Below are 21,288 nucleotides of genomic sequence, written 5' to 3'. Positions count from 1 at the left end.
TTGAGCAAGACAAAAACAAGAGGATTTTCTCATGGCTAAAATCGGATTTATCGGCACCGGCATCATGGGCCACCCAATGGCGTTGAACCTGCAGAAAGCCGGCCACAGCCTGTTCCTGTCGGCGCACCACGACGCTGCCCCTGCCGACTTGGTTGCTGGCGGCGCCGTTGCTCTGGCGAACCCGAAAGAAGTCGCACAAGAAGCCGAATTCATCATCGTCATGGTGCCGGATACCCCCCAGGTCGATGACGTGCTGTTCCGCGCCGACGGCGTTGCAGCCGGTGTTGGCAAAGGCAAAGTCGTCATCGACATGAGCTCGATCTCGCCTACTGCCACCAAGGCTTTCGCCGCCAAAATCAATGAAAAAGGCGCCCAGTACCTCGACGCACCGGTGTCCGGCGGTGAAGTCGGCGCCAAGGCGGCGAGCCTGAGCATCATGGTCGGCGGCGATGCCGATGCTTTCGAACGCGCCCTGCCGCTGTTCCAGGCCATGGGCAAGAACATCACCCTGGTCGGTGGCAACGGCGACGGTCAAACCGCGAAAGTGGCGAACCAGATCATCGTGGCGCTGAACATTCAGGCGGTGGCTGAAGCCCTGCTGTTCGCTTCGAAGAACGGTGCTGATCCAGCCAAGGTGCGTGAAGCACTGATGGGCGGTTTCGCCTCCTCGAAGATCCTCGAAGTACACGGCGAGCGCATGATCAAAGGCACCTTCGATCCGGGTTTCCGCATCAGCCTGCACCAGAAGGACCTGAACCTGGCCCTGCAAGGGCCAAGGAACTGAACATCAACCTGCCGAACACCGCCAACACCCAGCAAGTGTTCAGCACCTGCGCAGCCATTGGTGGCAGCAATTGGGACCACTCGGCGCTGATCAAGGGCCTGGAGCACATGGCGAATTTCTCGATTCGCGATAAGTAAGCCCTGCGCTACAGAGGGCCTGACTGGCCCTCTGTAGGAGCAAGGCTTGCCCGCGATGGAATCGCCTCGGTGCAGCAGAAACACCTCAGCGTCTGCATCGCGGGCAAGCCTTGCTCCTACAGGGATCGTGCACGTTCGATAACCCCAATAACAAGAATTCCGGGAGCCCGCCATGTCGGTCGATCCGCAACAATTCCTGCGCGAGCTGTTTGCCACAGCCATCGACGCCGCCCACCCACAGCAAGTCCTCGAAGCCCATTTGCCCAAAGACCGTAGCGGTCGGGTGATCGTCATCGGCGCCGGCAAAGCTGCGGCCGCCATGGCCCAGGTGGTCGAGCGTTGCTGGCAGGGTGAAGTCTGCGGTCTGGTGGTGACCCGTTACGGTCACGGTGCCCCGTGCGAAAAAATCGAAGTGGTCGAAGCGGCCCACCCAGTGCCGGACGCTGCCGGTCAGGCCGTTGCCAAACGGGTCTTTGAACTGGTCAGCAACCTGACCGAAGACGACCGCGTGATCTTCCTGCTTTCGGGCGGCGGCTCTGCCCTGCTGGCATTGCCGGCGGCCGGCATCACCCTCGTCGACAAGCAATCAATCAACAAAGCCCTGCTCAAATCCGGCGCGACCATCGGCGAGATGAACTGCGTGCGCAAGCACCTCTCGGCGATCAAGGGTGGCCGTCTCGGCAAAGCCTGCTGGCCTGCCACTGTTTATACCTATGCGATTTCCGATGTACCGGGCGACCTCGCCACGGTCATCGCCTCCGGTCCGACCGTGGCCGACCCAAGTACCTCTGCCGAAGCACTGGCGATCCTCAAGCGCTACGACATTGACGTTTCGGTCTCTGTGCGCAACTGGCTGCAAAGCCCGGAATCGGAGACGGTCAAACCCGGCGACCCGAGCCTGGCCCGCAGCCACTTCCAGTTGATCGCCCGCCCACAGCAATCGCTTGAAGCGGCCGCCGTGAAAGCGCGGCAGGCCGGTTTCAGCCCGCTGATCCTCGGTGATCTGGAAGGCGAATCCCGTGAAGTGGCCAAGGTTCACGCCGGCATTGCGCGGCAAGTGGTCCTGCACGGCCAGCCACTGGCGGCGCCATGTGTGATTTTGTCGGGCGGTGAAACCACCGTGACCGTGCGCGGCAATGGCCGTGGCGGGCGCAACGCCGAATTCCTGCTGAGCCTGACCGACAGCCTCAAAGGCCTGCCCGGTGTGTATGCCCTGGCCGGTGACACCGACGGCATCGATGGCTCCGAAGACAACGCCGGCGCCCTCATGACCCCGGACAGCTACGCCCGTGCCACGGCGCTGGGCCTGAGCGCCAGCGACGAGTTGGACAACAACAATGGCTACGGTTATTTCGAGGCACTGGACGCCCTGATCGTCACTGAGCCGACCCGCACCAACGTCAACGACTTCCGCGCCATCCTGATTCTCGAGAACCCAAAAAATGACGCCTGACAAGAAGGTTAAAATCCTCGCCACCCTCGGCCCCGCCACCGACGGGATCGACGACATTCGCGAACTGGTGCAGGCCGGGGTCAACATTTTCCGCCTGAACTTCAGCCACGGCGATCACGCCGACCACGCACAGCGCTACCAGTGGATTCGTGAAGTCGAGCGCCAGCTTAATTATCCGCTGGGTATTCTGATGGACCTGCAAGGCCCGAAACTGCGGGTCGGCAAGTTTGCCGAGGGCAAGGTGCAACTGCATCGCGGTCAGGCCCTGCGACTGGACCTGGACCCGACGCCAGGGAACGAGCGCCGCGTTAATCTGCCTCACCCGGAAATCATCGCGGCGCTGGAGCCGGGCATGGACTTGCTGCTGGACGACGGCAAGCTGCGTTTGCGAGTGGTCACCAAGTACTCCGACGCCATCGACACCACCGTGTTGAATGGCGGCGAACTGTCGGACCGCAAAGGCGTGAACGTGCCGCAAGCGGTGCTGGACCTAAGCCCGCTGACCGCCAAGGATCGCCGCGACTTGAGCTTCGGTCTGGAGTTGGGTGTGGACTGGGTCGCGCTATCGTTTGTGCAACGTCCGCAAGACATTCGCGAAGCCCGCGAACTGATCGGCGACAAGGCCTTTTTGATGGCCAAGATCGAGAAGCCATCGGCCGTGACGCAACTGCGGGAAATCGCCGAGTTGAGCGACGCGATCATGGTGGCGCGTGGCGACCTCGGCGTGGAAGTGCCCGCCGAAAGCGTGCCGCAGATTCAGAAAAACATCATCACCCTCTGCCGCGAGCTAGGCAAACCGGTGGTGGTGGCCACGCAGATGCTGGAGTCGATGCGCTTCTCCCCGGCCCCGACCCGGGCCGAGGTTACCGACGTGGCCAACGCCGTGGCCGAAGGTGCGGATGCGGTGATGCTGTCGGCGGAAACCGCCTCCGGCGAGTACCCGCTGGAAGCCGTGCAGATGATGAGCAAGATCATCCGCCAGGTGGAAAACGGCCCGGACTATCAGGCACAACTTGACGTGAGCCGACCGAAAGCCGAGGCGACGGTGTCCGATGCGATCAGCTGCGCGATTCGTCGCATCAGCAACGTGCTGCCGGTGGCCGTGCTGGTGAACTACAGCGAGTCCGGCACCTCGAGCTTGCGTGCGGCGCGGGAACGGCCGACGGTGCCGATCCTCAACCTGACACCGAACCTGCAAACCGCGCGCCGCTTGACCGTGGCGTGGGGCGTGCATTCGGTGGTCAATGACCGACTGCGGCAAGTGGATGAAGTGTGCTCGACGGCGCTGGAAATCGCCCAGGCACAGGGCATGGCCAAGCGTGGCGATACATTATTGATCACGGCAGGTGTGCCGTTTGGGCAGCCGGGATCGACTAACTCACTGCGTATCGAGACATTGATTTAGCGCCTATCCGGCCTCATCGCGAGCAAGCTCGGCTCCTACGGTTCGTTGAGGACCTGTAGGAGCCGAGCTTGCTCGCGATGCAGGCGACACGGTCCCACTGACACACTGAACTAAAATGCCTGCCCACCATTTCAACACCCACTGTCCCGACTGGGCCGAAGCGTTGCTCAACGGCTTCAGTCAGATCTTCCTCCAGCGCAATCCGCTGTGCGGCCTGCTGTGCCTGTTGGCGATTCTGTTTACCGCGCCGACGTTGCTCGGCGGTGCGCTGCTGGGCGGTGTCGCCGGTTTGCTCACTGCGCAACGCCGCAACTATGCCAAGGCTGATCGTCAGGCCGGGTTGTTCAGCTACAACGGCGTTCTGCTCGGTCTGTTGCTGAGTTTGTATTTCCCTTGGTCGGCGATGATGCCACCGCTAATTCTGGCCGCCGGCGGTCTGAGCGCGATGATCACCCAGCAGTGGCTCAAGCGCGTCCGGGTCAGCCAATGCCTGCCGGCCTACACGGCGCCCTTCGTCGGGCTGGGCTGGTTGCTGCTGTGCTTCGCCACGCCCTCGACAACGGCGCATTTGATCGAAATCAACACGCTGAACATGCTCGCCGCCCCCTTCAAAGGCGTGGGTCAGGTGATGTTCCTCGGCCATCCACTGGCCGGTGCGATGATTGCCGTCGGTTTGCTGATCGCAGATCGCCGTGCATTCTGCTGGGCGTTGTTGGCGTCTGTCGCGGGCATGGGCTGGAGTATGTTGCACCACGACTTCTACAGCGCATTGCTCGGTCTCGGGAGCTATAACGCCGTACTCGCCGCCCTCGCCTTCAGCTCACAGCGTCGCCAACCGTGGCTGCCGTTGGTGGGCATCGGCCTGGCGCTGTTACTGACGCCGGTGTTTGCCGCCATCGGCCTGCCCACGCTGACCGCGCCGTTCATTCTCGCAGGCTGGTTGATCCGCACGGTTGTGCAGATGCTCGGCAAAGCCACGGTCGAAAGCGCGCCTTGCGTTCCCGGGGAGAATCAACCTAGGCTGCGCTGATTAGCGGCCAAGGCGATTTGAATGAACAGCAACGACACGTGGCGCAATCGCCTTTACGTGATTATTTTCCAGACCGACACCGTCGCCGGACGGCGCTTCGACTCAAGCCTGCTGCTGATTATTTTCGCCAGCTTGGTGGTGGTGATCCTCGACAGCATCGATGACGTTCATCAGAACTACGCCGGCCTGCTGGCGGCCATCGAGTGGGGCTTCACGGTGATTTTCCTGGGCGAGTACTTCCTGCGCCTGTATTGCTCGCCCAAACCCATGCGTTACGCGTTCAGTTTTTACGGCCTGGTGGATCTGCTGGCCATCGTGCCGGGCATCCTCGCGCTGTATTACAGCGACGCCCAGTACTTGCTGATCATTCGGGTGATCCGGATGCTGCGCATCTTCCGCGTGCTCAAGCTCGGTCCCTACCTCAAGCAAGCCCATTACTTGCTCGATGCCCTGCGCGGCAGCAAGCAGAAAATCCTCGTGTTCCTCCTCAGCGTCTGCACCCTGGTCACGGTGTTCGGCACCCTGATGTATGTGGTTGAAGGCCCGCAACATGGCTTCACCAGCATTCCCAAAGGCATCTACTGGGCGATCGTGACGCTGACCACCGTCGGCTATGGTGACATCGTGCCCAAGACCGCGTTGGGCCAGGTGATTTCGTCGATGGTGATGATCACCGGTTACTCGATCATCGCCGTACCCACCGGGATCTTCACCGCCGAACTGGCCACGGCCATGCGCGGTGGCCAGTTGCATCACGATTGCCCGGTGTGTACCAAAGACAACCATGAACAGGAAGCATCGTTCTGCTCTCGCTGCGGCAATGCGCTGTTCAAAAAACAGGAATAAGCAAAGAGCTTTTTAATCTTTAAGGCTCTATGCGAGCCCAGTTATAGTCGCTGGCAAATTGCCTCAATTTAAATAGAACAAGGACTGCGCAGTGAAAAAACTCTTTGGCGCCTCACTTCTGGCCGCTGGCCTGGCACTGACCAGCATGGCCCAGGCCGCACCGACCCTGCTCAACGTTTCTTACGACGTGATGCGCGATTTCTACAAGGACTACAACACTGCCTTCCAGAAACACTGGCAAGCCGAACACAACGAAAACATCACCCTGCAAATGTCCTTCGGCGGCTCCAGCAAACAAGCGCGCTCAGTCATCGACGGCTTGCCGGCTGATGTCATCACCATGAACATGGCCACCGACATCAACGCCCTGGCAGACAACGGCAAACTGGTGCCGGAGAACTGGGTCACGCGCCTGCCGAACAACAGTGCGCCGTTTACTTCCGCCACGGTGTTCATCGTCCGTAAAGGCAACCCGAAAGCCCTGAAAGACTGGCCTGACCTGCTCAAGGACGGCGTTCAGGTGATCGTGCCCAACCCGAAAACCTCGGGCAATGGCCGCTACACCTACTTGTCCGCCTGGGGTTATGTGCTGAAGAACGGCGGTGACAAGAACAAGGCCAAGGAGTTTGTCGGCAAGCTGTTCAAGCAAGCACCGGTGCTGGACACCGGCGGTCGTGCCGCTACCACAACGTTCATGACCAACCAGATCGGCGACGTCCTGGTGACCTTCGAGAACGAAGCGGAAATGATTGCCCGCGAGTTTGGTCGCGACCAGTTTGAAGTGATCTACCCAAGCGTTTCCGCCGAAGCCGAGCCACCGGTGTCGGTGGTCGACAAAACCGTCGACAAGAAAGGCACCCGTGCCGCCGCCGAGGAATACCTGAAGTACCTGTGGTCGCCGGAAGGCCAGGAAATTGCGGCAGCCAATTACCTGCGCCCGCGTGACCCGGCGGTGCTGGCCAAGTACACCGATCGCTTCCCGAAAGTGGACTTCCTGTCGGTGGAGAAGACCTTCGGTGACTGGCGCACCGTGCAGAAGACTCACTTCAATGATGGCGGGATTTTCGATCAGATTTACACCGGTCAGTAATCGCTGAGCGGCCATGAAAAAGGCGACCTTTGCAGGTCGCCTTTTTTGTGGGTTTCAGCGGTTACAGTTTCCTTGTACGACGTCAATCCTGTGGGAGCGGGCTTGCCCGCGATGGCGGTTTATCAGTCACATCAATGCTGAATGTAGCGCCTTCTTCGCGGGCAAGCCCGCTCCCACAAGGATTTCGCCAAGCCCTTACATCGGCGGCGTCACACCCTCCTTACCCGCAGAAATCGACTGAGCCGTCAGCGTCCCGTCCGCACTCTGTGTCACAAATGTCACGATCTTCACCCCCACTTTCAACAAGCTGCGATCCCCCGGCATCAGGTTCACAATCGGCACGTCCTCCGGCACCAGAATCTTCTGCTGGCCGCCCTTGTAGTTGACCGTCAAGACCCGGCCGTTGCTGACCACCAGATCGCCGACGCTGCCGTTGGTCATGCTGCTGCCCTTGACCAGGTCGAACGGTCGATGCCCGTCGCCGCTACCCGCCAGTTCCGGTGGGAAGACATGGACTTCCAACGCCTTGAGAGTGCCATCCTCCTGAGGAATAGCCGCCGAGCCGATGTAGCTGCCCGGTTTGATGTCGTCGATATTGGCCAACGTGACAGCGCGGACTTTGGTATCCGGGGTCAGGTTGATCACGACGTTTTCGCCGCTGTTGACGTGAACCTTCAACACTTCAGGGCTGACCCCGGTGATTTCGCCACGAACACCGATACGCAATCCCGGCGCGTCGGCGGCCTGGGCCAGGCCTGTGGTGAACAATGTGATCAGTGTCAGGGCCGAAGCGCCGCGAATCAGGTGACGGAACATCGTATTCATGGAAGTACCTTGCGGTGATGAAACGTGAGAGAGAACATAAGCACGCTATCGAACAGGATGTAAGTGAATGTATCATCGGACCTGATTATTTGGACGCAAGGTGCATGGGCCAACTGCACATGCCGGTGCCACTCATTCCGCAATGGAATGATTACTATCACTTCAATCCCACTTCCGCCGTCCCGGCTTGCCGCTTAGCCTTCGCGCATTCCCTTCTGTTCAGCGAGACACGTTATGAATCCAGCGACGCCGGCGCCTCACGGTGCCACGACAATGACCAAAGGCATGGTGCTGCTCTTCGCCTTCTGTTGCGGCGCCATTGTGGCCAACCTCTACTATGCCCAACCGATCATCGGCCTGATCGCGCCGGACATCGGCCTGACCAGCACCATGGCCAGCCTGATCGTTTCCCTGACACAGATTGGCTACGCACTGGGGCTTTTCTTCCTCGTGCCGCTGGGCGATTTGCTGGAAAACCGCCGACTGATGATCATCACCACCGTGGTGGCGATTGCGAGTTTACTGGGCGCCGCGTTCACCGATCAGCCCAATGTATTTTTGCTGATTTCGTTGCTGGTGGGCTTCAGCTCGGTGTCGGTGCAAATCCTGATTCCACTGGCCGCGCACCTGGCTCCGGAAGAGTCGCGTGGCCGCGTGGTCGGCGGGATCATGGGCGGGTTGCTGCTGGGGATTCTCCTGGCTCGCCCGGTGTCCAGCGTGGTGGCTGACTATTTCGGCTGGCGCGCGATGTTTGTGATAGCAGCGGTGTTGATGGTGGCGATCAGCATCGTGCTGGCGCTGACCATACCCAAGCGCCAGCCTGATCACAGTGCATCTTATGGGCAATTGCTGGGTTCGCTGTGGACATTGCTGCGCCAACAACCGGTATTGCGTCAGCGTGCGTTTTATCAAGGCTGCATGTTCGCGACCTTCAGCCTGTTCTGGACCGCCGTGCCGCTGGAGTTGGCGCGCAATCACGGCCTGTCGCAAACCCAGATCGCGATCTTCGCCCTGGTCGGCGCCATCGGCGCTATCGCGGCGCCCATCGCCGGTCGCCTGGCGGATGCCGGCCACACGCGCATCGCCTCGCTGCTGGCCCTGCTGTTCGCCAGCCTGAGCTTTCTGCCGGCGTTCATCCATCCGCTCTACAGCGTCATTGGCCTGGCCGTGACCGGCGTGGTCCTCGACTTCTGTGTGCAGATGAACATGGTGCTCGGCCAACGCGCGGTCTACGCCCTCGACGCCAAAAGCCGCAGCCGCCTGAATGCGCTGTACATGACCAGCATCTTCATCGGCGGCGCCTTTGGCTCTTCGGTGGCCAGTGCCGTGTACGAGCACGGTGGCTGGTTGTGGATCGTGATAGTCGGCAGCGCGTTTCCACTGTTGGCGTTGCTGCGTTTTTTGAGTGTTTCGCAGAAGGGCTCGCTGGCGACGGCTTAAGTGTTCAAAAACAACTTCGCAATACCGGCCGGAGCAAGATCCGGTCGGTGTTCCGACAAATGTGACGTATCCGCCACCTCATTCCCCCCAAGAATGAATCCTATGCCCCCCGCCTGCGTTCCGCCCTCCCCGCCTCAAGGTCACCATTGATCCCAGCCAACCGGCTTTCCCACCAAGGATTACGATCATGACCCTACAAGCAAAACTCGATGCCTTCAAAGCGGACTTCAAGGCTGGCAAACCGCCCTATAACGCCCCGGCTGACATCCACCCGATCATGGAGCGCGCGACTGCCGAGCTGATCGCCTCGGGTGCGGCGAACAAAGCGCTGAAGGTCGGTGACAAGGCGCCGCTGTTTACCCTGAAAGATCCCGACGGGCATCCAGTGTCCTCCATCGATCTGCTGGCCAAGGGGCCTTTGGTGCTGACGTTTTACCGTGGCGTGTGGTGCCCTTACTGCAACATGGAGCTGCAAGCGTTGCAGGATTTTCTGCCACTGCTGCAGGACGCCGGCGCCAGCCTGCTGGCGATTTCGCCACAGATCGCCGCCAACAGCCGCAAGTCGATGCGTACCAATGGCCTGACGTTTCCTATCCTCAGCGACACCCACAATGACGTGGCGCATGCATTGGGTTTGCGCTTTGAGTTGCCGGATTACCTGATCGAGCTGTACAAGAATCTGCGTAACGATTTGCCAACTTTCAATGATGATCCGTCGTGGACGCTGCCGATGCCGGCACGCTATGTGATCGGTCAGGACGGTGTGATTCGTTACGCCGAGGTCAACCCGGATTACACTCAGCGTCCTGAGCCTGAAGCGATGCTGGATGCTATTCGCGGCTAACCGATCAAATGCCGCCTGACCCGCGGCATGTTTTTTCAAGGAGTGTGAAATGACCCGTCGTACCTTCCTCATCACCGGCGCCAGCAAAGGCATTGGCCGCGCTGTGGCCGAGCACCTGGATCGTGCGGGCCACCGGGTGGTGGGCATCGCCCGCACGCCCGACCTGACGTTCCCCGGCATCCTGTTTCCGCTGGACCTGAGCGACCGCGTCCTGACCCAGGAAGTGCTGGCCGATCTGGCCCGGACTTACGAATTTGACGGGCTGGTGAACAACGTCGGCCTGGTGCGCCCACAAGTACTGGGCGAGATTGACCTGGACACCTTCGACGACGTGATGCGGGTCAACCTCCATTCGGCGTTGCAGGCCACTCAGGCGCTGCTGCCCCACATGCGCGACAAGGGGTGGGGTCGTGTGGTGAACATTTCCAGCCTGACCGTCCTCGGGATTACCCAACGCACGGCCTACGCGGCGGCCAAAGCAGCGCTGATCAGCTTCACGCGCTCCTGGGCGCTGGAACTGGCGAAAACCGGCGTGACGGTGAACGCCGTGGCGCCAGGGCCGACCGAGACCGAACTGTTTCGCACCAATAACCCGCCGGGCAGTGAAGGTGAAGCACGGTATCTGGCGGGAGTGCCGATGGGTCGATTGGGGCAACCACAAGAAATCGCGGCGGCGATTGCGTTTTTGTTGTCCGAGCAGAGTGGGTTTATTACCGGGCAAACGTTGTTTGTCGACGGCGGCGCCTCAATAGGAAAAGCCGCTTTCTGACCGACGATTTTCGGTGAATTTCAGAACCTCATAAGGACCTTCGATGGACCGCCTCGGCGCAATGGAAACCTTCGTCTACGTGGTGGAAACCGGCTCGTTTTCCGCTGCCGCCCGGCGTCTGAATATCGGCCAGCCCGCCGTGTCGAAAGCCATTGCGCAGCTGGAATCACGTCTTGCCGTGCGACTGCTGTTGCGCTCAACCCGAGGCCTGACACCGACCGAGGCCGGCCTGGCCTTTTTCGAGCGTTCCAAACGCGCCCTCGAAGAAGCCGACGAGGCCGACAACGCCGCCCGCGGTGCCGCCAGCGGACTCACTGGCAACCTGCGCATTTGCGCCGCCGTGACCTTCGGCCGGCTGCACATCGTGCCGCACCTTGGGCCGTTTCTCGAACAGAACCCGGACTTGAACATCGACCTGATGCTCGACGACCGTAACGTCAATCTGGTCGAGGAAGGCGTCGACATTGCCCTGCGCATGGGCGCCCTGAGCGACTCGGGGCTGACGGCCCGCAAAATCGCCGAGTGTCGACGCGTGGTACTGGGCACACCGGCCTACTTCGAAAAATACGGCGAACCCACCTGCCCCGCTGACCTGTGCAAGCATCAGGCGGTCGTCTACTCCTTGGGCGGCGGCGCCAATTGGCAATTTCGAAACGCCTCTGAAGAACAGGCCGTGATCATCAGCGGCCGAATCCGCGTCAACGCCGCCGAGGGATTGCGAGAAGCAGTTCTGGCTCATCAGGGGCTGACCATGGCGTCGCAATGGATGTTTGCCCCGGAGTTGGCCAACGGGGCGGTCAGGGAAGTGATGACGGACTGGACGCTGCCCAACCTGGACCTGTGGGCAGTGTTTCCAACCGGAAGAATGGCCAGCGCCAAGGCGCGGGCGTTTGTGGAGTATGTGCAGGAGTTGCTGACAAAAGAGACCTGAGGTTCGCCGGTTTCGTTTCCTGACAGTACGCGTGGACTGATTTCACGACTGCTTCGCCCGAGCGCGGACCGGCCGAACGCAGGCTTCGCCAGCTGCTACAGGTTTGGGGTGAATCGGGAATTTCAACAGGCACAAAAAAGGCGACCCGAAGGTCGCCTTTGCTTACTGCCCGAATTGCCGTCCCAACCCACCCGGCACGCCGTGAATATCCGTGTCTTCCCATGGCCCGTTGGGGCTGATCGAGCGGCTCCAGCCATTGTTCCAGCGGTAGTAGGTGCGCTGGCGGTAGAAGGTGTTGGTCTGGTCATCCAGCACGTAGACGCCGAGTTTGGCATCCCAATGGCTGTTGCCACCCGGCGGCGGCGCGAAGCTGGCGGAGGTGCGCGGCATCGGTTTGGCAGGCTTGGCCGGAATGCCCGGTTTACCTGGCGTGGGTGTTGGCGACGGAGTAGGCCTTGGCTGTGACGGCGGAATCGGTGGCGGCGACGTTCGCTCCGGCGGCTGGACCGCACAAGCGCTTAACCCCAAGACCAGACTGAGCAGGGTGATACGAGCGATGGCGGTCATGGGGCGTTTTCCTGTTATTTGTCAGGGCTGTCGATGGTCAGTGTCTGCGGCGCCGTCGTGTTGCTGGCCAGAGGCTGGCTGCGACCGACCCATTCACCGGCAGTCGGTTGGCCGGCACGGGAGACGCGCGCAACCAGTTGGACTTCAGGAAAGTTCGACAGTTTCAACTGCGGCATCATGGCGTCGGCATCGCCTAATTCGACGGTCACCGGCAAGTCGGCCACGGTCAGGCGCTTGGCGGCCAACGGTGCAGGTGGACCGGAGGTGGCGCGGGCGAAAATGAACACGCTGTCGCCCGGCTGGACCTTGGCTTTGAGCGCCGGGGCCAGGTCAACGGTGACTTTCAACAACGCTGCAGCTTTGGCCGCAGGTGCCTGAACCACCTTGCCGCCGCTGGCTTCGAGCTTCTCGGTGGCCCGGGCAATCCCGCCTTGCAGCGCAGCGCGGGAGTTGTCATCGGGTGGCAGTTGCGTCAACAGACGATTCCAGTAGTTGATGGCGTCCTGGTAACGCTGGCTTTCAAACGCGGCGATACCGAGCAGGCCCAGGCTGGTGACTTCTTTCGGATCGGCTTTCAGCGCTTCATCGGTCAGGGCCTGAATCTTGTCCGACCACTTTTTACCTTCGGCAAAATACAGCGCCTGAGCCCATTGGCCGAGCAGTTCCGGTTGGCGACCGGCCAGGTTCACGGTGCGTTCGAAAATCTTCGCCGCGTCGCCCGGACGATCCTGAGCCATGTACGTGCGGCCGAGGAAATACAGGCCTTCAGCCGACTCCGGTTGAGCAGCGACGGCGCGTTCCAGCCGACGGGTCATCTCTTCCATCGACTGCGGCGCCTGAGCGAACTCGCGGGTCAGCTCGACTTTGTCGCTGGCACCGAAATGCAGGTACAAACCAAGGCCCAACACCGGAACCAGAACCGCCGCCAGCAAAGGCAACGGCTTGCCCAGGCGGGTCACTCGCGGCGCCCCAACGCCTTCGGTGTCGGCGAGCAGCTCACGGGCCGCTTCGGCGCGGCCGGCGTCCATTTGCGCCGCGTCGAGAACGCCCTCTTCCTGCTGAACCTGCAGCTCAGCCACGCGCTCTTGATACAGCGCGACGTTCAGGGCAGTACGATCCTCTTCACGCTGAGCGCGGCGACCGCGCAGAACCGGGATCAACAGAAAACTCAGGGCAACCAGAAGCAGCAGACCTGCAGCGAGCCAGAAATCAATCATTCTTGGTTTTTATCCAACAGGTGGTCGAGGCGCTCACGCTCATCGGTGGAAAGCTCAGTCTTGGTTTCGGCGCGTTGCACGCGACGACGGCGGACGATCACGGCGATGACCACAAAACCGCCCAAAAGCAGACCGGCCGGGCCGAACCAGAGCAGTGCAGTCTTGGCGTTCAGTGCGGGTTTGTAGCGGACGAAATCGCCGTACCGATCAACCATGAAGTCGATGATCTGCTGGTTGTCCTTACCCTCGCCCAGCATGCGAAAAATCTCTTTGCGCAGGTCGGCGGCAATCGGTGCGTTGGAATCGGCAATGTCCTGATTCTGGCACTTGGGGCAACGCAGCTCTTTGGTCAGCTCGCGAAAACGCTCGCGATCACCTTCTTTGGCGAACTCGTAGGTGTCGATGGCCGCGTGTGCCACGCCGGCCAAGCTCAAGCCCAACACCACGGCGGCTATCCAGCGCTTCATGGCTTGGCCTCATCGACCAGCGCCTGATACTTGGCGGCCAGTTTTTCACGCCAGACTTGCTCGTCGATCACGCCGACGAACTTGTCGCGGATGATGCCCTTGGCGTCGATGAAGAAGGTTTCCGGCGCGCCGTAGACACCGAGGTTCAGACCCAGGGTGCCGGCATCGTCACGAACATCCAGTTGGTAGGGGTTGTGAAACTCCACCAGCCACTTCAAGGCGTCGGCATTGACGTCCTTGTAGTTGATGCCATAAATCACCACGCCCTGCTGGGCCAGCTTATTCAGCACCGGGTGCTCGACCCGGCAGGAAATGCACCAGGTGCCCCAGACATTGACCAGCGCCGGTTTACCGACGATGTCAGCGCGGGTCAGGGTCTTGTCGCCCTGCACCGAAGGCAGGGAAAACTCCGGGAACGGCTTGTTGATCATCGCCGAAGGCAGCTCGGCCGGGTCCAGGTACAACCCACGGTAAAGGAATACAGCGACCACTAGAAAAATCGCCAGTGGCAACAACATCAACCAACGCTTCATGCAGTGGCTCCCGACATGCCCAGTGCTTCACGCACCCGGCTTTTCACCTTGACCCGATAACGGCGATCCAGCGCCGCCAGCAACCCACCGAAACCGGTCAGCAGTCCGCCGAACCAGATCCAGCGCACAAACGGTTTGACGTGAACACGAACAGCCCAGGCGCCATCGCCCAGCGGCTCACCGAGGGCGACGTAGAGGTCACGGGTGAAACCGGCGTCGATCCCGGCTTCGGTCATCACCGAGTTCTGCACGGTGTAGAGGCGCTTTTCCGGGTGCAGCACGCTGACTTCCTTGCCGTCGCGAATCACTCGAACGGTGCCCTTGTCGGAGGTGAAGTTCGGGCCTTCGAAGTGCTTGGCGCCTTCGAACACGAAGTGATAACCGGCCAGGTCCATGGACTCGCCCGGCGCCAGGCGCAGGTCACGCTCGGCGCTGTTCTGGCTCGACAACACGACGCCCAGTGCGCACACGGCAATGCCCAAATGCGCGACCTGCATGCCCCAATAGCTGCGAGTCAGGGTCGGCAAGCCTTTGATCAGGCCTTTGTGGCGGGTCTTGTCGAAGATGTCTCGCACGCCGGCCAGCAATACCCAGGCCGCGAGCATGAACGTCGCGATCACCGCCCAGTTGAAATCGCCGTAAGCGACGCCGGCCACTACGGCCAGTGCGGCACTGCCGAGCAATACCGGCGTGAGCATGCTGGCCAGCCATTTCACCGGCGTGTCTTTCCAGCGCACGATCACACCGACCGCCATCACCATCATCAGCAACGCCATCAATGGAATGAACAACGCGTTGAAGTACGGCGGGCCGACCGACAGCTTGGCGCCGGTCATTGCGTCAAGGATCAGTGGGTACAAGGTGCCGAGCAGGATCATCGAGGCCGCCACCACCAGCACCAGGTTGTTGCCCAGCAGCAGGGTTTCCCGGGACCAGAGGTTGAAGCCCACCTGACTCTTGACCACAGGCGCGCGCAGGGCGAACAGCGTCAGCGAACCACCGACCACAAACAACAGGAAGATCAGGATGAACACGCCGCGCTCAGGGTCGGACGCAAACGCGTGAACCGACGTCAGCACGCCGGAACGCACGAGGAACGTACCCAGCAAGCTCAACGAGAACGCGGCGATGGCCAGCAACACGGTCCAGCTCTTGAACACGCCACGTTTTTCCGTGACCGCCAACGAGTGAATCAGCGCGGTGCCCACCAGCCAAGGCATGAACGAGGCATTTTCCACCGGGTCCCAGAACCACCAGCCGCCCCAGCCAAGTTCGTAATACGCCCACCACGAACCGAGGGTGATGCCGATGCCGAGGAATGCCCAGGCGACGATGGTCCACGGACGCGACCAGCGAGCCCACGCGGCATCCAGGCGACCGCCCATCAGCGCCGCGATGGCGAAGGCAAAGGCCACTGAGAAACCGACGTAACCCATGTACAGCATCGGCGGGTGAACGATCAGGCCGATGTCTTGCAGTAACGGATTGAGGTCGGCGCCATCGCTGGGCATCTGCGGCAGGATGCGCTTGAACGGGTTGGACGTGAGGATCAGGAACAACAGGAAACCGGTGCTGATCATGCCCATCACGGCCAGTACCCGGGCCAGCATGACTTGCGGCAATTGGCGGGAGAACACCGACACCGCGAAGGTCCAGCCGCCGAGGATCAATGCCCACAACAGCAATGACCCTTCGTGGGCGCCCCATACCGCGCTGAATTTGTAGTACCACGGCAAGGCACTGTTGGAGTTGCTGGCGACGTAGCCGACCGAGAAGTCGTCAGTCATGAACGCGTAGGTCAGGCACCCGAAGGCGAACACCAGGAAGGTGAACTGACCCCAGGCGGCCGGCTGCGCCAGGCTCATCCACAAGCGGTCACCGCGCCAGGCACCGAGCAACGGCACCACGGCCTGAACCAGCGCGAAACACAGCGCCAGGATCATGGCCAGGTGGCCCAGTTCGGGGATAAACAGCCCTGAATTATAGAGAGCGGATGTCATCAATTAACCCTCTTTGGCTTGTGTGGGCGCCGACTGGCCGCTGTCTTTCAGGGCCTTGGTCACTTCCGGCGGCATGTACTTCTCATCGTGCTTGGCCAGCACTTCGTCGGCCACCACCACGCCGTCGGCGTTGATTTTGCCCAGGGCCACGATACCCTGCCCTTCACGGAACAGGTCTGGAAGAATGCCGCGATAGGTGATGGTCACGGATTTGTTGAAGTCAGTAACGACAAATTTCACGTCCAGCGAATCACCGGAACGTTGCAGCGAACCTTTCTCGACCATGCCACCGGCACGGATGCGCGTGTCTTGCGGCGCTTCGCCATTGGCGATCTGGGTCGGGGTGTAAAACAGATTGATGTTCTGCTGCAGGGCGCTCAGGGCCAGGCCGACGGCAGCGCCGACACCCACCAGGATCGCGAGAATGATGATAAGACGCTTTTTGCGCAGCGGATTCACTTGCCGTTCTCCCGGCGCAGACGACGCGCCTCTTGTTGCAGATACCGCTTGCGGGCCAGGATCGGCGCCGCCACGTTGAGGGCCAGCACCGCCAGGCAGATGCCATAGGCTGACCAGACATACAGGGCGTGATGGCCCATGGCGAGGAAGTCGCCAAATGAAGCAAAACTCATCGAGCGACCTCCAGACTGTTCTGTACTTCGGCCTTGACCCAACTGGCCCGCGCTTCGCGCTTGAGTACTTCAAGGCGCATGCGCAGCAACAGGACCGCGCCAAAGAAACAGTAGAAGCCCAGCACCGTCAGCAGCAGAGGCAGCCACATTTCGGCCGGCATGGCCGGTTTTTCGGTGAGGGTGAAGGTCGCGCCCTGGTGCAGGGTGTTCCACCACTCCACCGAGTATTTGATGATCGGGATGTTGATCACGCCAACAATCGCCAACACCGCACACGCCTTGGCGGCGCTGTCACGATTGCTGATGGCGTTGCCCAGCGCAATCAGACCGAAGTACAGAAACAGCAGAATCAACATAGACGTAAGTCGCGCATCCCAGACCCACCACGAGCCCCAGGTCGGTTTGCCCCAGATCGCGCCGGTGACCAGCGCCACGGCAGTCATCCAGGCACCGATGGGCGCCGCGCATTGCAGGGCGACATCGGCCAGTTTCATCTTCCAGACCAACCCGACAATGCCGCACACGGCCAGCATCACATAGCAGGATTGCGCCAGCATCGCGGCAGGAACGTGGATATAGATGATGCGAAAGCTGTTGCCTTGCTGGTAGTCGGGCGGCGCGAAGGCCAGGCCCCAGACTACGCCAACGCCGATCAACAGCAACGCCGCGACGCTCAGCCAGGGCAACAGTTTGCCGCTGATGCCATAAAACCATTTGGGCGAGCCGAGCTTGTGAAACCACGTCCAGTTCATACTGTTTCCATCACGGTTGCCCTTCGCTGTGAAGGGCTGGGTCTTTACTGGTCAAATTTTAACCAGACCTCATTATTCGCCGACGCTGATCTTCAGGCCAGCAGCTATTGCAAACGGTGTCAGGGTTATCGCCAGGGCGGTCAGGCTACCAAGCCACAAGAGATAACCGGTCGCCGGCATGCCCATCAAGGCTGCCTGCAAGGCGCCACTGCCGAGAATCAACACCGGGATGTACAGCGGCAGAATCAGCAGCGCCAACAACAGGCCGCCACGCTTCAATCCTACCGTCAGGGCTGCGCCCACCGCACCGAGCAGGCTCAGTACCGGTGTACCCAGCAATAACGAAAGCAGCAACACCGGCAGACAAGCGGCAGGCAAACCGAGCATCAACGCCAGCAGTGGAGCGAGCAAAACCAGTGCCAGGCCCGAGAAGGCCCAGTGTGCCAGTACCTTGGCCAAAACCAGAAGAGGCAGAGGGTGCGACGAAAGGACCCACTGTTCGAGGGAACCGTCCTCGAAATCACTGCGGAAAAGCCCGTCCAGCGAGAGCAAAACCGATAAAAGGGCCGCGACCCAGACCAGCCCCGGAGACAAGGTTTGCAACAATTGAGCCTCGGGGCCGACCGCTAGCGGGAACAGGGCAACCACGATGGCGAAGAACACCAACGGGTTCGCCAACTCCGCAGGACGGCGGAACAACAAACGGGCCTCACGGGCGACCAACAGGCCGAAAACACTCATACGGCCCAATTCCCCAGATCAATGTCGCGATAACCGGCCGGCATCCGTGTCAGCGTGTGGTGAGTGGTCAGAACGACCATGCCGCCGCGCTCGCAGTGTGCGGCCAGGTGCTCTTCGAGCTGCGACACGCCTTGTTTGTCGAGCGCGGTGAACGGTTCATCGAGAATCCACAACGGCGGGCTATCCAGGTACAACCGCGCCAGCGCTACACGGCGATGTTGGCCGGCAGACAGCGTGTGACAGGGAACGTCCTCGAAACCGCGTAACCCCACCGCCGCCAAAGCTTGCCAGATGGCGTCATGGGACGCCGGATGATGCAGGGCGCAGAGCCAGCTGAGGTTTTCCTCAGGGGTCAGCAATTCCTTGATACCGGCGGCATGTCCGATCCACAACAGGTTGCGTGCCAGCTCAAAGCGTTGCTCATTGAGCGGCTGGTCATTGAGCAGCACTTGGCCGGCGGTCGGTTGCATCAGACCGCACAGCAGGCGCAACAGGCTGGTCTTGCCACTGCCGTTGGGGCCGCTGATTTGCAACATTTCGCCACTGGCCAGTCTCAAATCGAGATTTTCGAAGAGCAGCCGAAGGTCTCGCTCACAAGCGAGGGCAACGGTTTGCAGGACTGGGCTGGTCAAGGGATCACGGGCCTTTTGCGGTTCAAGTCGGCAGTAGTACGGCCGCTAAAGAGATGCAGAATAGATGCATTGGCGGCCCGTCATAGAGAGCTGGGTCAAACATTTGCAATGTTTTTAGCGCCCCAGTGATAACGGGGCGGCATTATACATGCCATGCCCTACTCTCAAGAGGGCAATTTCCTCAGGTTGTGACCGCGTATGACAGGCGAAATGAACATTCTCCCGCTACCGCAGACCCCGCCCGCGACGTCGCGGCCGCTGGTGGTGAGTGGCGACCTGCTCAAGTTACTGACGCCAATGGAGGGCCTGATCTCCGTCGGGCAAACCGCCAAGGCTGAAGTGCTGTCGCTCAAGCAGACGGATCAGACCTTTCAATTGTTGCTCAAAGTCACCCTCGACAGCGGTCGCCAGACCACGGTCCAGGCCACCAGCAGCCAGCCTCTGCCTCAAGGCACCAGCCTGGCGATCACCCAACCGTCGGCCAGCAACCTGGCGATCACCGTGCAACAGGCCATCGCGGCGAGCGTCGCCACCCTCACCCGCATTGACACGGCGCAACTGCCCGCTGGCACGCTGTTGCAGGGCAAAGTGCTGACCTCACAAGTCCTGCCACAAGTACCGGGGCAACCCACGGTGTTCCGCTCCATGGTGAGCTTGCTGAACACAGTGCTGAGCGGCAGCACGCTGAGCATCGACAGCCCCACGCCCCTGCGCATTGGCACGTTGTTGAGCGCCATGGTGCAAGACACCCAAACGCTTAAATTCGTCCCGCTGAGCAGCCGTCAGGAACAGTTGGCGGTGACGCAGCAACTGGTCAGCCAGCAAAGCCGCCAAGGTTCGCTGGATGGCTTGATCAAAGCCTTGCAAAACCTGACGCCGACGCCGCAATCGTCACTGCAGCCGCCATTGCAGCCATCGCCACTTGCGTTGGACCCAACCTCCAGCGACCTGCGCCTGGCCGTGGAAAAACTCCTCGCCGGCCTGCCGGACGTTCAGCAACTGAGCACGCCAAAGGGCCTGGCTCAAGCGCTGGCAAACAGCGGACTGTTCCTGGAAGCGAAATTGCTCACCGGGCAAAATCCGACATTGGCGCCGGACATGAAAGGCGATTTGCTCAAGCTGATCGCGCAACTGACACCGGGACTACCGGCCAATACCAACCTCAACGCGATCATCGCCGCCAATACATTGGTGCAGACGATGCCGAGCTTCGTGCGCAGCGCCCTGGGGATGCTCGGGCAAGTCAGCGCCAAGCCGCTGCCGACCAGTTTCCCGCTGCCCGAACGCCTGCTGCAAAGCCATGACGGTGAAGGTGATCTGGAGCATTTGCTGCGTTTGGCGGCGGCAGCCGTTTCGCGCCTGCAAAGCCATCAACTGTCGAGCCTGGAGCAAACCGGCGTGACCGACGATGGTCGGCTGCTCAGCACCTGGCAACTGGAAATCCCGATGCGAAACGCGCAGGACATTGTCCCGCTGCAGGTCAAGTTCCAGCGCGAAGAAGCGCCCGAGAAAGAACACCCCCACGAACGCCGCGACGAACACGAACCCAAGCAACCGCTGTGGCGTGTCGACCTGGCCTTCGACATGGAACCGCTGGGCCCCTTGCAGGTTCACGCGCAACTGATCAAGGGCAGCCTGTCCAGCCAGCTCTGGGCCGAACGGCCGTACACCGCCAGCCTGATCGAAAGTAACCTGGCCGGCCTGCGCGAACGCTTGCTGGCATCGGGCCTGAACGTCGGCGATCTGGATTGCCACCTCGGCACCCCGCCACAAGGACCGCAAACCCGTCTGGAACAACGCTGGGTCGACGAAACCGCATGAAAACCACCAACGCCCCACGCCAGGCCATCGCCCTCAAATACGACGGCAGCCACGCCCCTACCCTCACGGCCAAGGGTGACGAAGAACTGGCCGAAGAAATTCTGCGCATTGCCCGCGATTATGAAGTGCCGATCTATGAGAACGCCGAGCTGGTAAAGCTGCTGGCGAGGATGGAACTGGGGGAAAGTATTCCGCAGGAGTTGTACCGCACGCTGGCCGAAATCATCGCGTTTGCGTGGAATTTGAAGGGCAAGTTTCCGGCGGGGCATGATCCGCACGCGCCGATGATCGAGAAGGATGTCACCGATCGCGGGGATGATTATTGATCGTTCCTACGCTCTGCGTGGGAATGCAGCCCGTGACGTTCCGCGT

Annotated in this window: 22 protein-coding genes and 1 pseudogene; 12 read left to right on the top strand and 11 right to left on the bottom strand. The window is 60.9% G+C overall.

What is annotated here, in order from left to right; genetic code table 11:
• Positions 1 to 31 precede the first annotated feature (31 nt).
• The 6 genes and pseudogenes from LOY55_RS07920 (at position 32) to LOY55_RS07895 (ending at position 6,745) form a co-directional block, all read left to right on the top strand.
• Positions 32 to 921, top strand: a pseudogene (locus LOY55_RS07920) (2-hydroxy-3-oxopropionate reductase).
• 172 nt (positions 922 to 1,093) lie between these two features.
• Positions 1,094 to 2,374, top strand: a complete 1,281-nt coding sequence (locus tag LOY55_RS07915; RefSeq protein WP_223522598.1) for a glycerate kinase — start codon at positions 1,094 to 1,096, stop codon at positions 2,372 to 2,374.
• Positions 2,364 to 3,779: a pyruvate kinase gene (gene pyk, locus LOY55_RS07910; protein WP_109786429.1), complete on the top strand. Its 1,416-nt coding sequence runs from the start codon at positions 2,364 to 2,366 to the stop codon at positions 3,777 to 3,779. The genes LOY55_RS07915 and pyk overlap by 11 nt, the downstream gene beginning before the upstream one ends.
• 115 nt (positions 3,780 to 3,894) lie before the next feature.
• The gene (locus LOY55_RS07905; protein WP_046032869.1) at positions 3,895 to 4,809 is read left to right on the top strand and encodes an urea transporter; all 915 of its coding nucleotides are present in this window, start codon (positions 3,895 to 3,897) and stop codon (positions 4,807 to 4,809) included.
• Between the two features lie 21 nt (positions 4,810 to 4,830).
• A complete protein-coding gene (locus LOY55_RS07900) occupies positions 4,831 to 5,655 on the top strand; it encodes an ion transporter (protein ID WP_046032868.1) in 825 nt (274 codons plus the stop codon).
• A 91-nt stretch (positions 5,656 to 5,746) separates the two neighbouring features.
• On the top strand, positions 5,747 to 6,745 hold the full coding sequence (locus LOY55_RS07895; protein WP_223522597.1) for a sulfate ABC transporter substrate-binding protein: 999 nt from the start codon (positions 5,747 to 5,749) through the stop codon (positions 6,743 to 6,745).
• 195 nt (positions 6,746 to 6,940) lie between these two features.
• Here the strand turns inward: LOY55_RS07895 and LOY55_RS07890 are convergent, their stop codons facing one another.
• Positions 6,941 to 7,570 (bottom strand): hypothetical protein, encoded by a 630-nt coding sequence (locus tag LOY55_RS07890; protein ID WP_223522596.1) that lies wholly within the window; start codon positions 7,568 to 7,570, stop codon positions 6,941 to 6,943.
• Positions 7,571 to 7,804: 234 nt separating this feature from the next.
• On the opposite strand from LOY55_RS07890, the gene LOY55_RS07885 reads away from it, so the two are divergent.
• From LOY55_RS07885 to LOY55_RS07870, 4 genes are all read left to right on the top strand, one after another.
• Positions 7,805 to 9,010 carry an MFS transporter gene (locus LOY55_RS07885; protein WP_109786425.1) on the top strand — a complete coding sequence of 402 codons (1,206 nt, stop codon included), beginning with the start codon at positions 7,805 to 7,807 and terminating at the stop codon, positions 9,008 to 9,010.
• Between the two features lie 187 nt (positions 9,011 to 9,197).
• Positions 9,198 to 9,854: a peroxiredoxin-like family protein gene (locus LOY55_RS07880; RefSeq protein ID WP_223522595.1), complete on the top strand. Its 657-nt coding sequence runs from the start codon at positions 9,198 to 9,200 to the stop codon at positions 9,852 to 9,854.
• Positions 9,855 to 9,903: 49 nt separating this feature from the next.
• Complete coding sequence (locus LOY55_RS07875) at positions 9,904 to 10,623, top strand: SDR family oxidoreductase (RefSeq protein ID WP_046032863.1); 720 nt, start codon at positions 9,904 to 9,906, stop codon at positions 10,621 to 10,623.
• Between the two features lie 43 nt (positions 10,624 to 10,666).
• Entirely contained in the window at positions 10,667 to 11,554 is an 888-nt protein-coding gene (locus LOY55_RS07870; protein WP_109786424.1) for a LysR family transcriptional regulator, read from the top strand.
• A 162-nt stretch (positions 11,555 to 11,716) separates the two neighbouring features.
• Here the strand turns inward: LOY55_RS07870 and LOY55_RS07865 are convergent, their stop codons facing one another.
• The 10 genes from LOY55_RS07865 to ccmA all read right to left on the bottom strand — a co-directional run bounded on the left by LOY55_RS07865 (position 11,717) and on the right by ccmA (position 19,095).
• The gene (locus LOY55_RS07865; protein WP_046032861.1) at positions 11,717 to 12,121 is read right to left on the bottom strand and encodes a hypothetical protein; all 405 of its coding nucleotides are present in this window, start codon (positions 12,119 to 12,121) and stop codon (positions 11,717 to 11,719) included.
• 14 nt (positions 12,122 to 12,135) lie between these two features.
• Entirely contained in the window at positions 12,136 to 13,338 is a 1,203-nt protein-coding gene (ccmI, locus tag LOY55_RS07860) for a c-type cytochrome biogenesis protein CcmI (protein ID WP_046032860.1), read from the bottom strand.
• Positions 13,335 to 13,805, bottom strand: a complete 471-nt coding sequence (locus LOY55_RS07855; RefSeq protein WP_046032859.1) for a cytochrome c-type biogenesis protein — start codon at positions 13,803 to 13,805, stop codon at positions 13,335 to 13,337. Before LOY55_RS07855 ends, ccmI begins: the two co-directional genes overlap by 4 nt.
• The gene (locus tag LOY55_RS07850) at positions 13,802 to 14,338 is read right to left on the bottom strand and encodes a DsbE family thiol:disulfide interchange protein (protein ID WP_046032858.1); all 537 of its coding nucleotides are present in this window, start codon (positions 14,336 to 14,338) and stop codon (positions 13,802 to 13,804) included. Before LOY55_RS07850 ends, LOY55_RS07855 begins: the two co-directional genes overlap by 4 nt.
• Positions 14,335 to 16,338 carry a heme lyase CcmF/NrfE family subunit gene (locus tag LOY55_RS07845; RefSeq protein WP_046032857.1) on the bottom strand — a complete coding sequence of 668 codons (2,004 nt, stop codon included), beginning with the start codon at positions 16,336 to 16,338 and terminating at the stop codon, positions 14,335 to 14,337. The genes LOY55_RS07850 and LOY55_RS07845 overlap by 4 nt, the downstream gene beginning before the upstream one ends.
• A 3-nt stretch (positions 16,339 to 16,341) precedes the next feature.
• Positions 16,342 to 16,797, bottom strand: coding sequence for a cytochrome c maturation protein CcmE (ccmE, locus tag LOY55_RS07840; protein WP_027922384.1), 456 nt, complete (start codon positions 16,795 to 16,797; stop codon positions 16,342 to 16,344).
• Positions 16,794 to 16,970 (bottom strand): heme exporter protein CcmD, encoded by a 177-nt coding sequence (ccmD, locus tag LOY55_RS07835; RefSeq protein WP_008145547.1) that lies wholly within the window; start codon positions 16,968 to 16,970, stop codon positions 16,794 to 16,796. The genes ccmE and ccmD overlap by 4 nt, the downstream gene beginning before the upstream one ends.
• Complete coding sequence (locus LOY55_RS07830; protein WP_046032856.1) at positions 16,967 to 17,722, bottom strand: heme ABC transporter permease; 756 nt, start codon at positions 17,720 to 17,722, stop codon at positions 16,967 to 16,969. The genes ccmD and LOY55_RS07830 overlap by 4 nt, the downstream gene beginning before the upstream one ends.
• Positions 17,723 to 17,794: 72 nt before the next feature.
• Positions 17,795 to 18,463: a heme exporter protein CcmB gene (gene ccmB, locus LOY55_RS07825; protein WP_046032855.1), complete on the bottom strand. Its 669-nt coding sequence runs from the start codon at positions 18,461 to 18,463 to the stop codon at positions 17,795 to 17,797.
• Positions 18,460 to 19,095 carry a cytochrome c biogenesis heme-transporting ATPase CcmA gene (ccmA, locus tag LOY55_RS07820; RefSeq protein ID WP_223522594.1) on the bottom strand — a complete coding sequence of 212 codons (636 nt, stop codon included), beginning with the start codon at positions 19,093 to 19,095 and terminating at the stop codon, positions 18,460 to 18,462. The genes ccmB and ccmA overlap by 4 nt, the downstream gene beginning before the upstream one ends.
• Positions 19,096 to 19,293: 198 nt before the next feature.
• On the opposite strand from ccmA, the gene LOY55_RS07815 reads away from it, so the two are divergent.
• Positions 19,294 to 20,916, top strand: coding sequence for a flagellar hook-length control protein FliK (locus LOY55_RS07815; protein WP_223522593.1), 1,623 nt, complete (start codon positions 19,294 to 19,296; stop codon positions 20,914 to 20,916).
• Positions 20,913 to 21,242 carry an EscU/YscU/HrcU family type III secretion system export apparatus switch protein gene (locus LOY55_RS07810; protein ID WP_223522592.1) on the top strand — a complete coding sequence of 110 codons (330 nt, stop codon included), beginning with the start codon at positions 20,913 to 20,915 and terminating at the stop codon, positions 21,240 to 21,242. The genes LOY55_RS07815 and LOY55_RS07810 overlap by 4 nt, the downstream gene beginning before the upstream one ends.
• The last annotated feature ends 46 nt before the right edge of the window (positions 21,243 to 21,288 follow it).

The sequence above is a fragment of the Pseudomonas sp. B21-040 genome (assembly GCF_024748695.1).
Classification (GTDB): domain Bacteria; phylum Pseudomonadota; class Gammaproteobacteria; order Pseudomonadales; family Pseudomonadaceae; genus Aquipseudomonas.
Note: the sequence above shows the minus strand (reverse complement) of the source record. Positions and strands in the feature narration are given on the sequence as shown.

Excerpts from the sequence above, each read along its gene's own strand:
- LOY55_RS07875 (WP_046032863.1), top strand. The coding sequence starts at position 9,904 with ATGACCCGTCGTACCTTCCTCATCACCGGCGCCAGCAAAGGCATTGGC.
- LOY55_RS07880 (WP_223522595.1), top strand. The coding sequence starts at position 9,198 with ATGACCCTACAAGCAAAACTCGATGCCTTCAAAGCGGACTTCAAGGCT.
- LOY55_RS07845 (WP_046032857.1), bottom strand. The coding sequence starts at position 16,338 with ATGACATCCGCTCTCTATAATTCAGGGCTGTTTATCCCCGAACTGGGC.
- LOY55_RS07855 (WP_046032859.1), bottom strand. The coding sequence starts at position 13,805 with ATGAAGCGCTGGATAGCCGCCGTGGTGTTGGGCTTGAGCTTGGCCGGC.
- LOY55_RS07890 (WP_223522596.1), bottom strand. The coding sequence starts at position 7,570 with ATGAATACGATGTTCCGTCACCTGATTCGCGGCGCTTCGGCCCTGACA.
- LOY55_RS07870 (WP_109786424.1), top strand. The coding sequence starts at position 10,667 with ATGGACCGCCTCGGCGCAATGGAAACCTTCGTCTACGTGGTGGAAACC.
- LOY55_RS07830 (WP_046032856.1), bottom strand. The coding sequence starts at position 17,722 with ATGAACTGGACGTGGTTTCACAAGCTCGGCTCGCCCAAATGGTTTTAT.
- LOY55_RS07865 (WP_046032861.1), bottom strand. The coding sequence starts at position 12,121 with ATGACCGCCATCGCTCGTATCACCCTGCTCAGTCTGGTCTTGGGGTTA.
- ccmD (WP_008145547.1), bottom strand. The coding sequence starts at position 16,970 with ATGAGTTTTGCTTCATTTGGCGACTTCCTCGCCATGGGCCATCACGCC.
- LOY55_RS07905 (WP_046032869.1), top strand. The coding sequence starts at position 3,895 with ATGCCTGCCCACCATTTCAACACCCACTGTCCCGACTGGGCCGAAGCG.
- LOY55_RS07850 (WP_046032858.1), bottom strand. The coding sequence starts at position 14,338 with ATGAAGCGTTGGTTGATGTTGTTGCCACTGGCGATTTTTCTAGTGGTC.
- LOY55_RS07815 (WP_223522593.1), top strand. The coding sequence starts at position 19,294 with ATGACAGGCGAAATGAACATTCTCCCGCTACCGCAGACCCCGCCCGCG.
- LOY55_RS07915 (WP_223522598.1), top strand. The coding sequence starts at position 1,094 with ATGTCGGTCGATCCGCAACAATTCCTGCGCGAGCTGTTTGCCACAGCC.
- ccmB (WP_046032855.1), bottom strand. The coding sequence starts at position 18,463 with ATGAGTGTTTTCGGCCTGTTGGTCGCCCGTGAGGCCCGTTTGTTGTTC.
- LOY55_RS07900 (WP_046032868.1), top strand. The coding sequence starts at position 4,831 with ATGAACAGCAACGACACGTGGCGCAATCGCCTTTACGTGATTATTTTC.
- LOY55_RS07810 (WP_223522592.1), top strand. The coding sequence starts at position 20,913 with ATGAAAACCACCAACGCCCCACGCCAGGCCATCGCCCTCAAATACGAC.
- pyk (WP_109786429.1), top strand. The coding sequence starts at position 2,364 with ATGACGCCTGACAAGAAGGTTAAAATCCTCGCCACCCTCGGCCCCGCC.
- LOY55_RS07885 (WP_109786425.1), top strand. The coding sequence starts at position 7,805 with ATGAATCCAGCGACGCCGGCGCCTCACGGTGCCACGACAATGACCAAA.
- ccmI (WP_046032860.1), bottom strand. The coding sequence starts at position 13,338 with ATGATTGATTTCTGGCTCGCTGCAGGTCTGCTGCTTCTGGTTGCCCTG.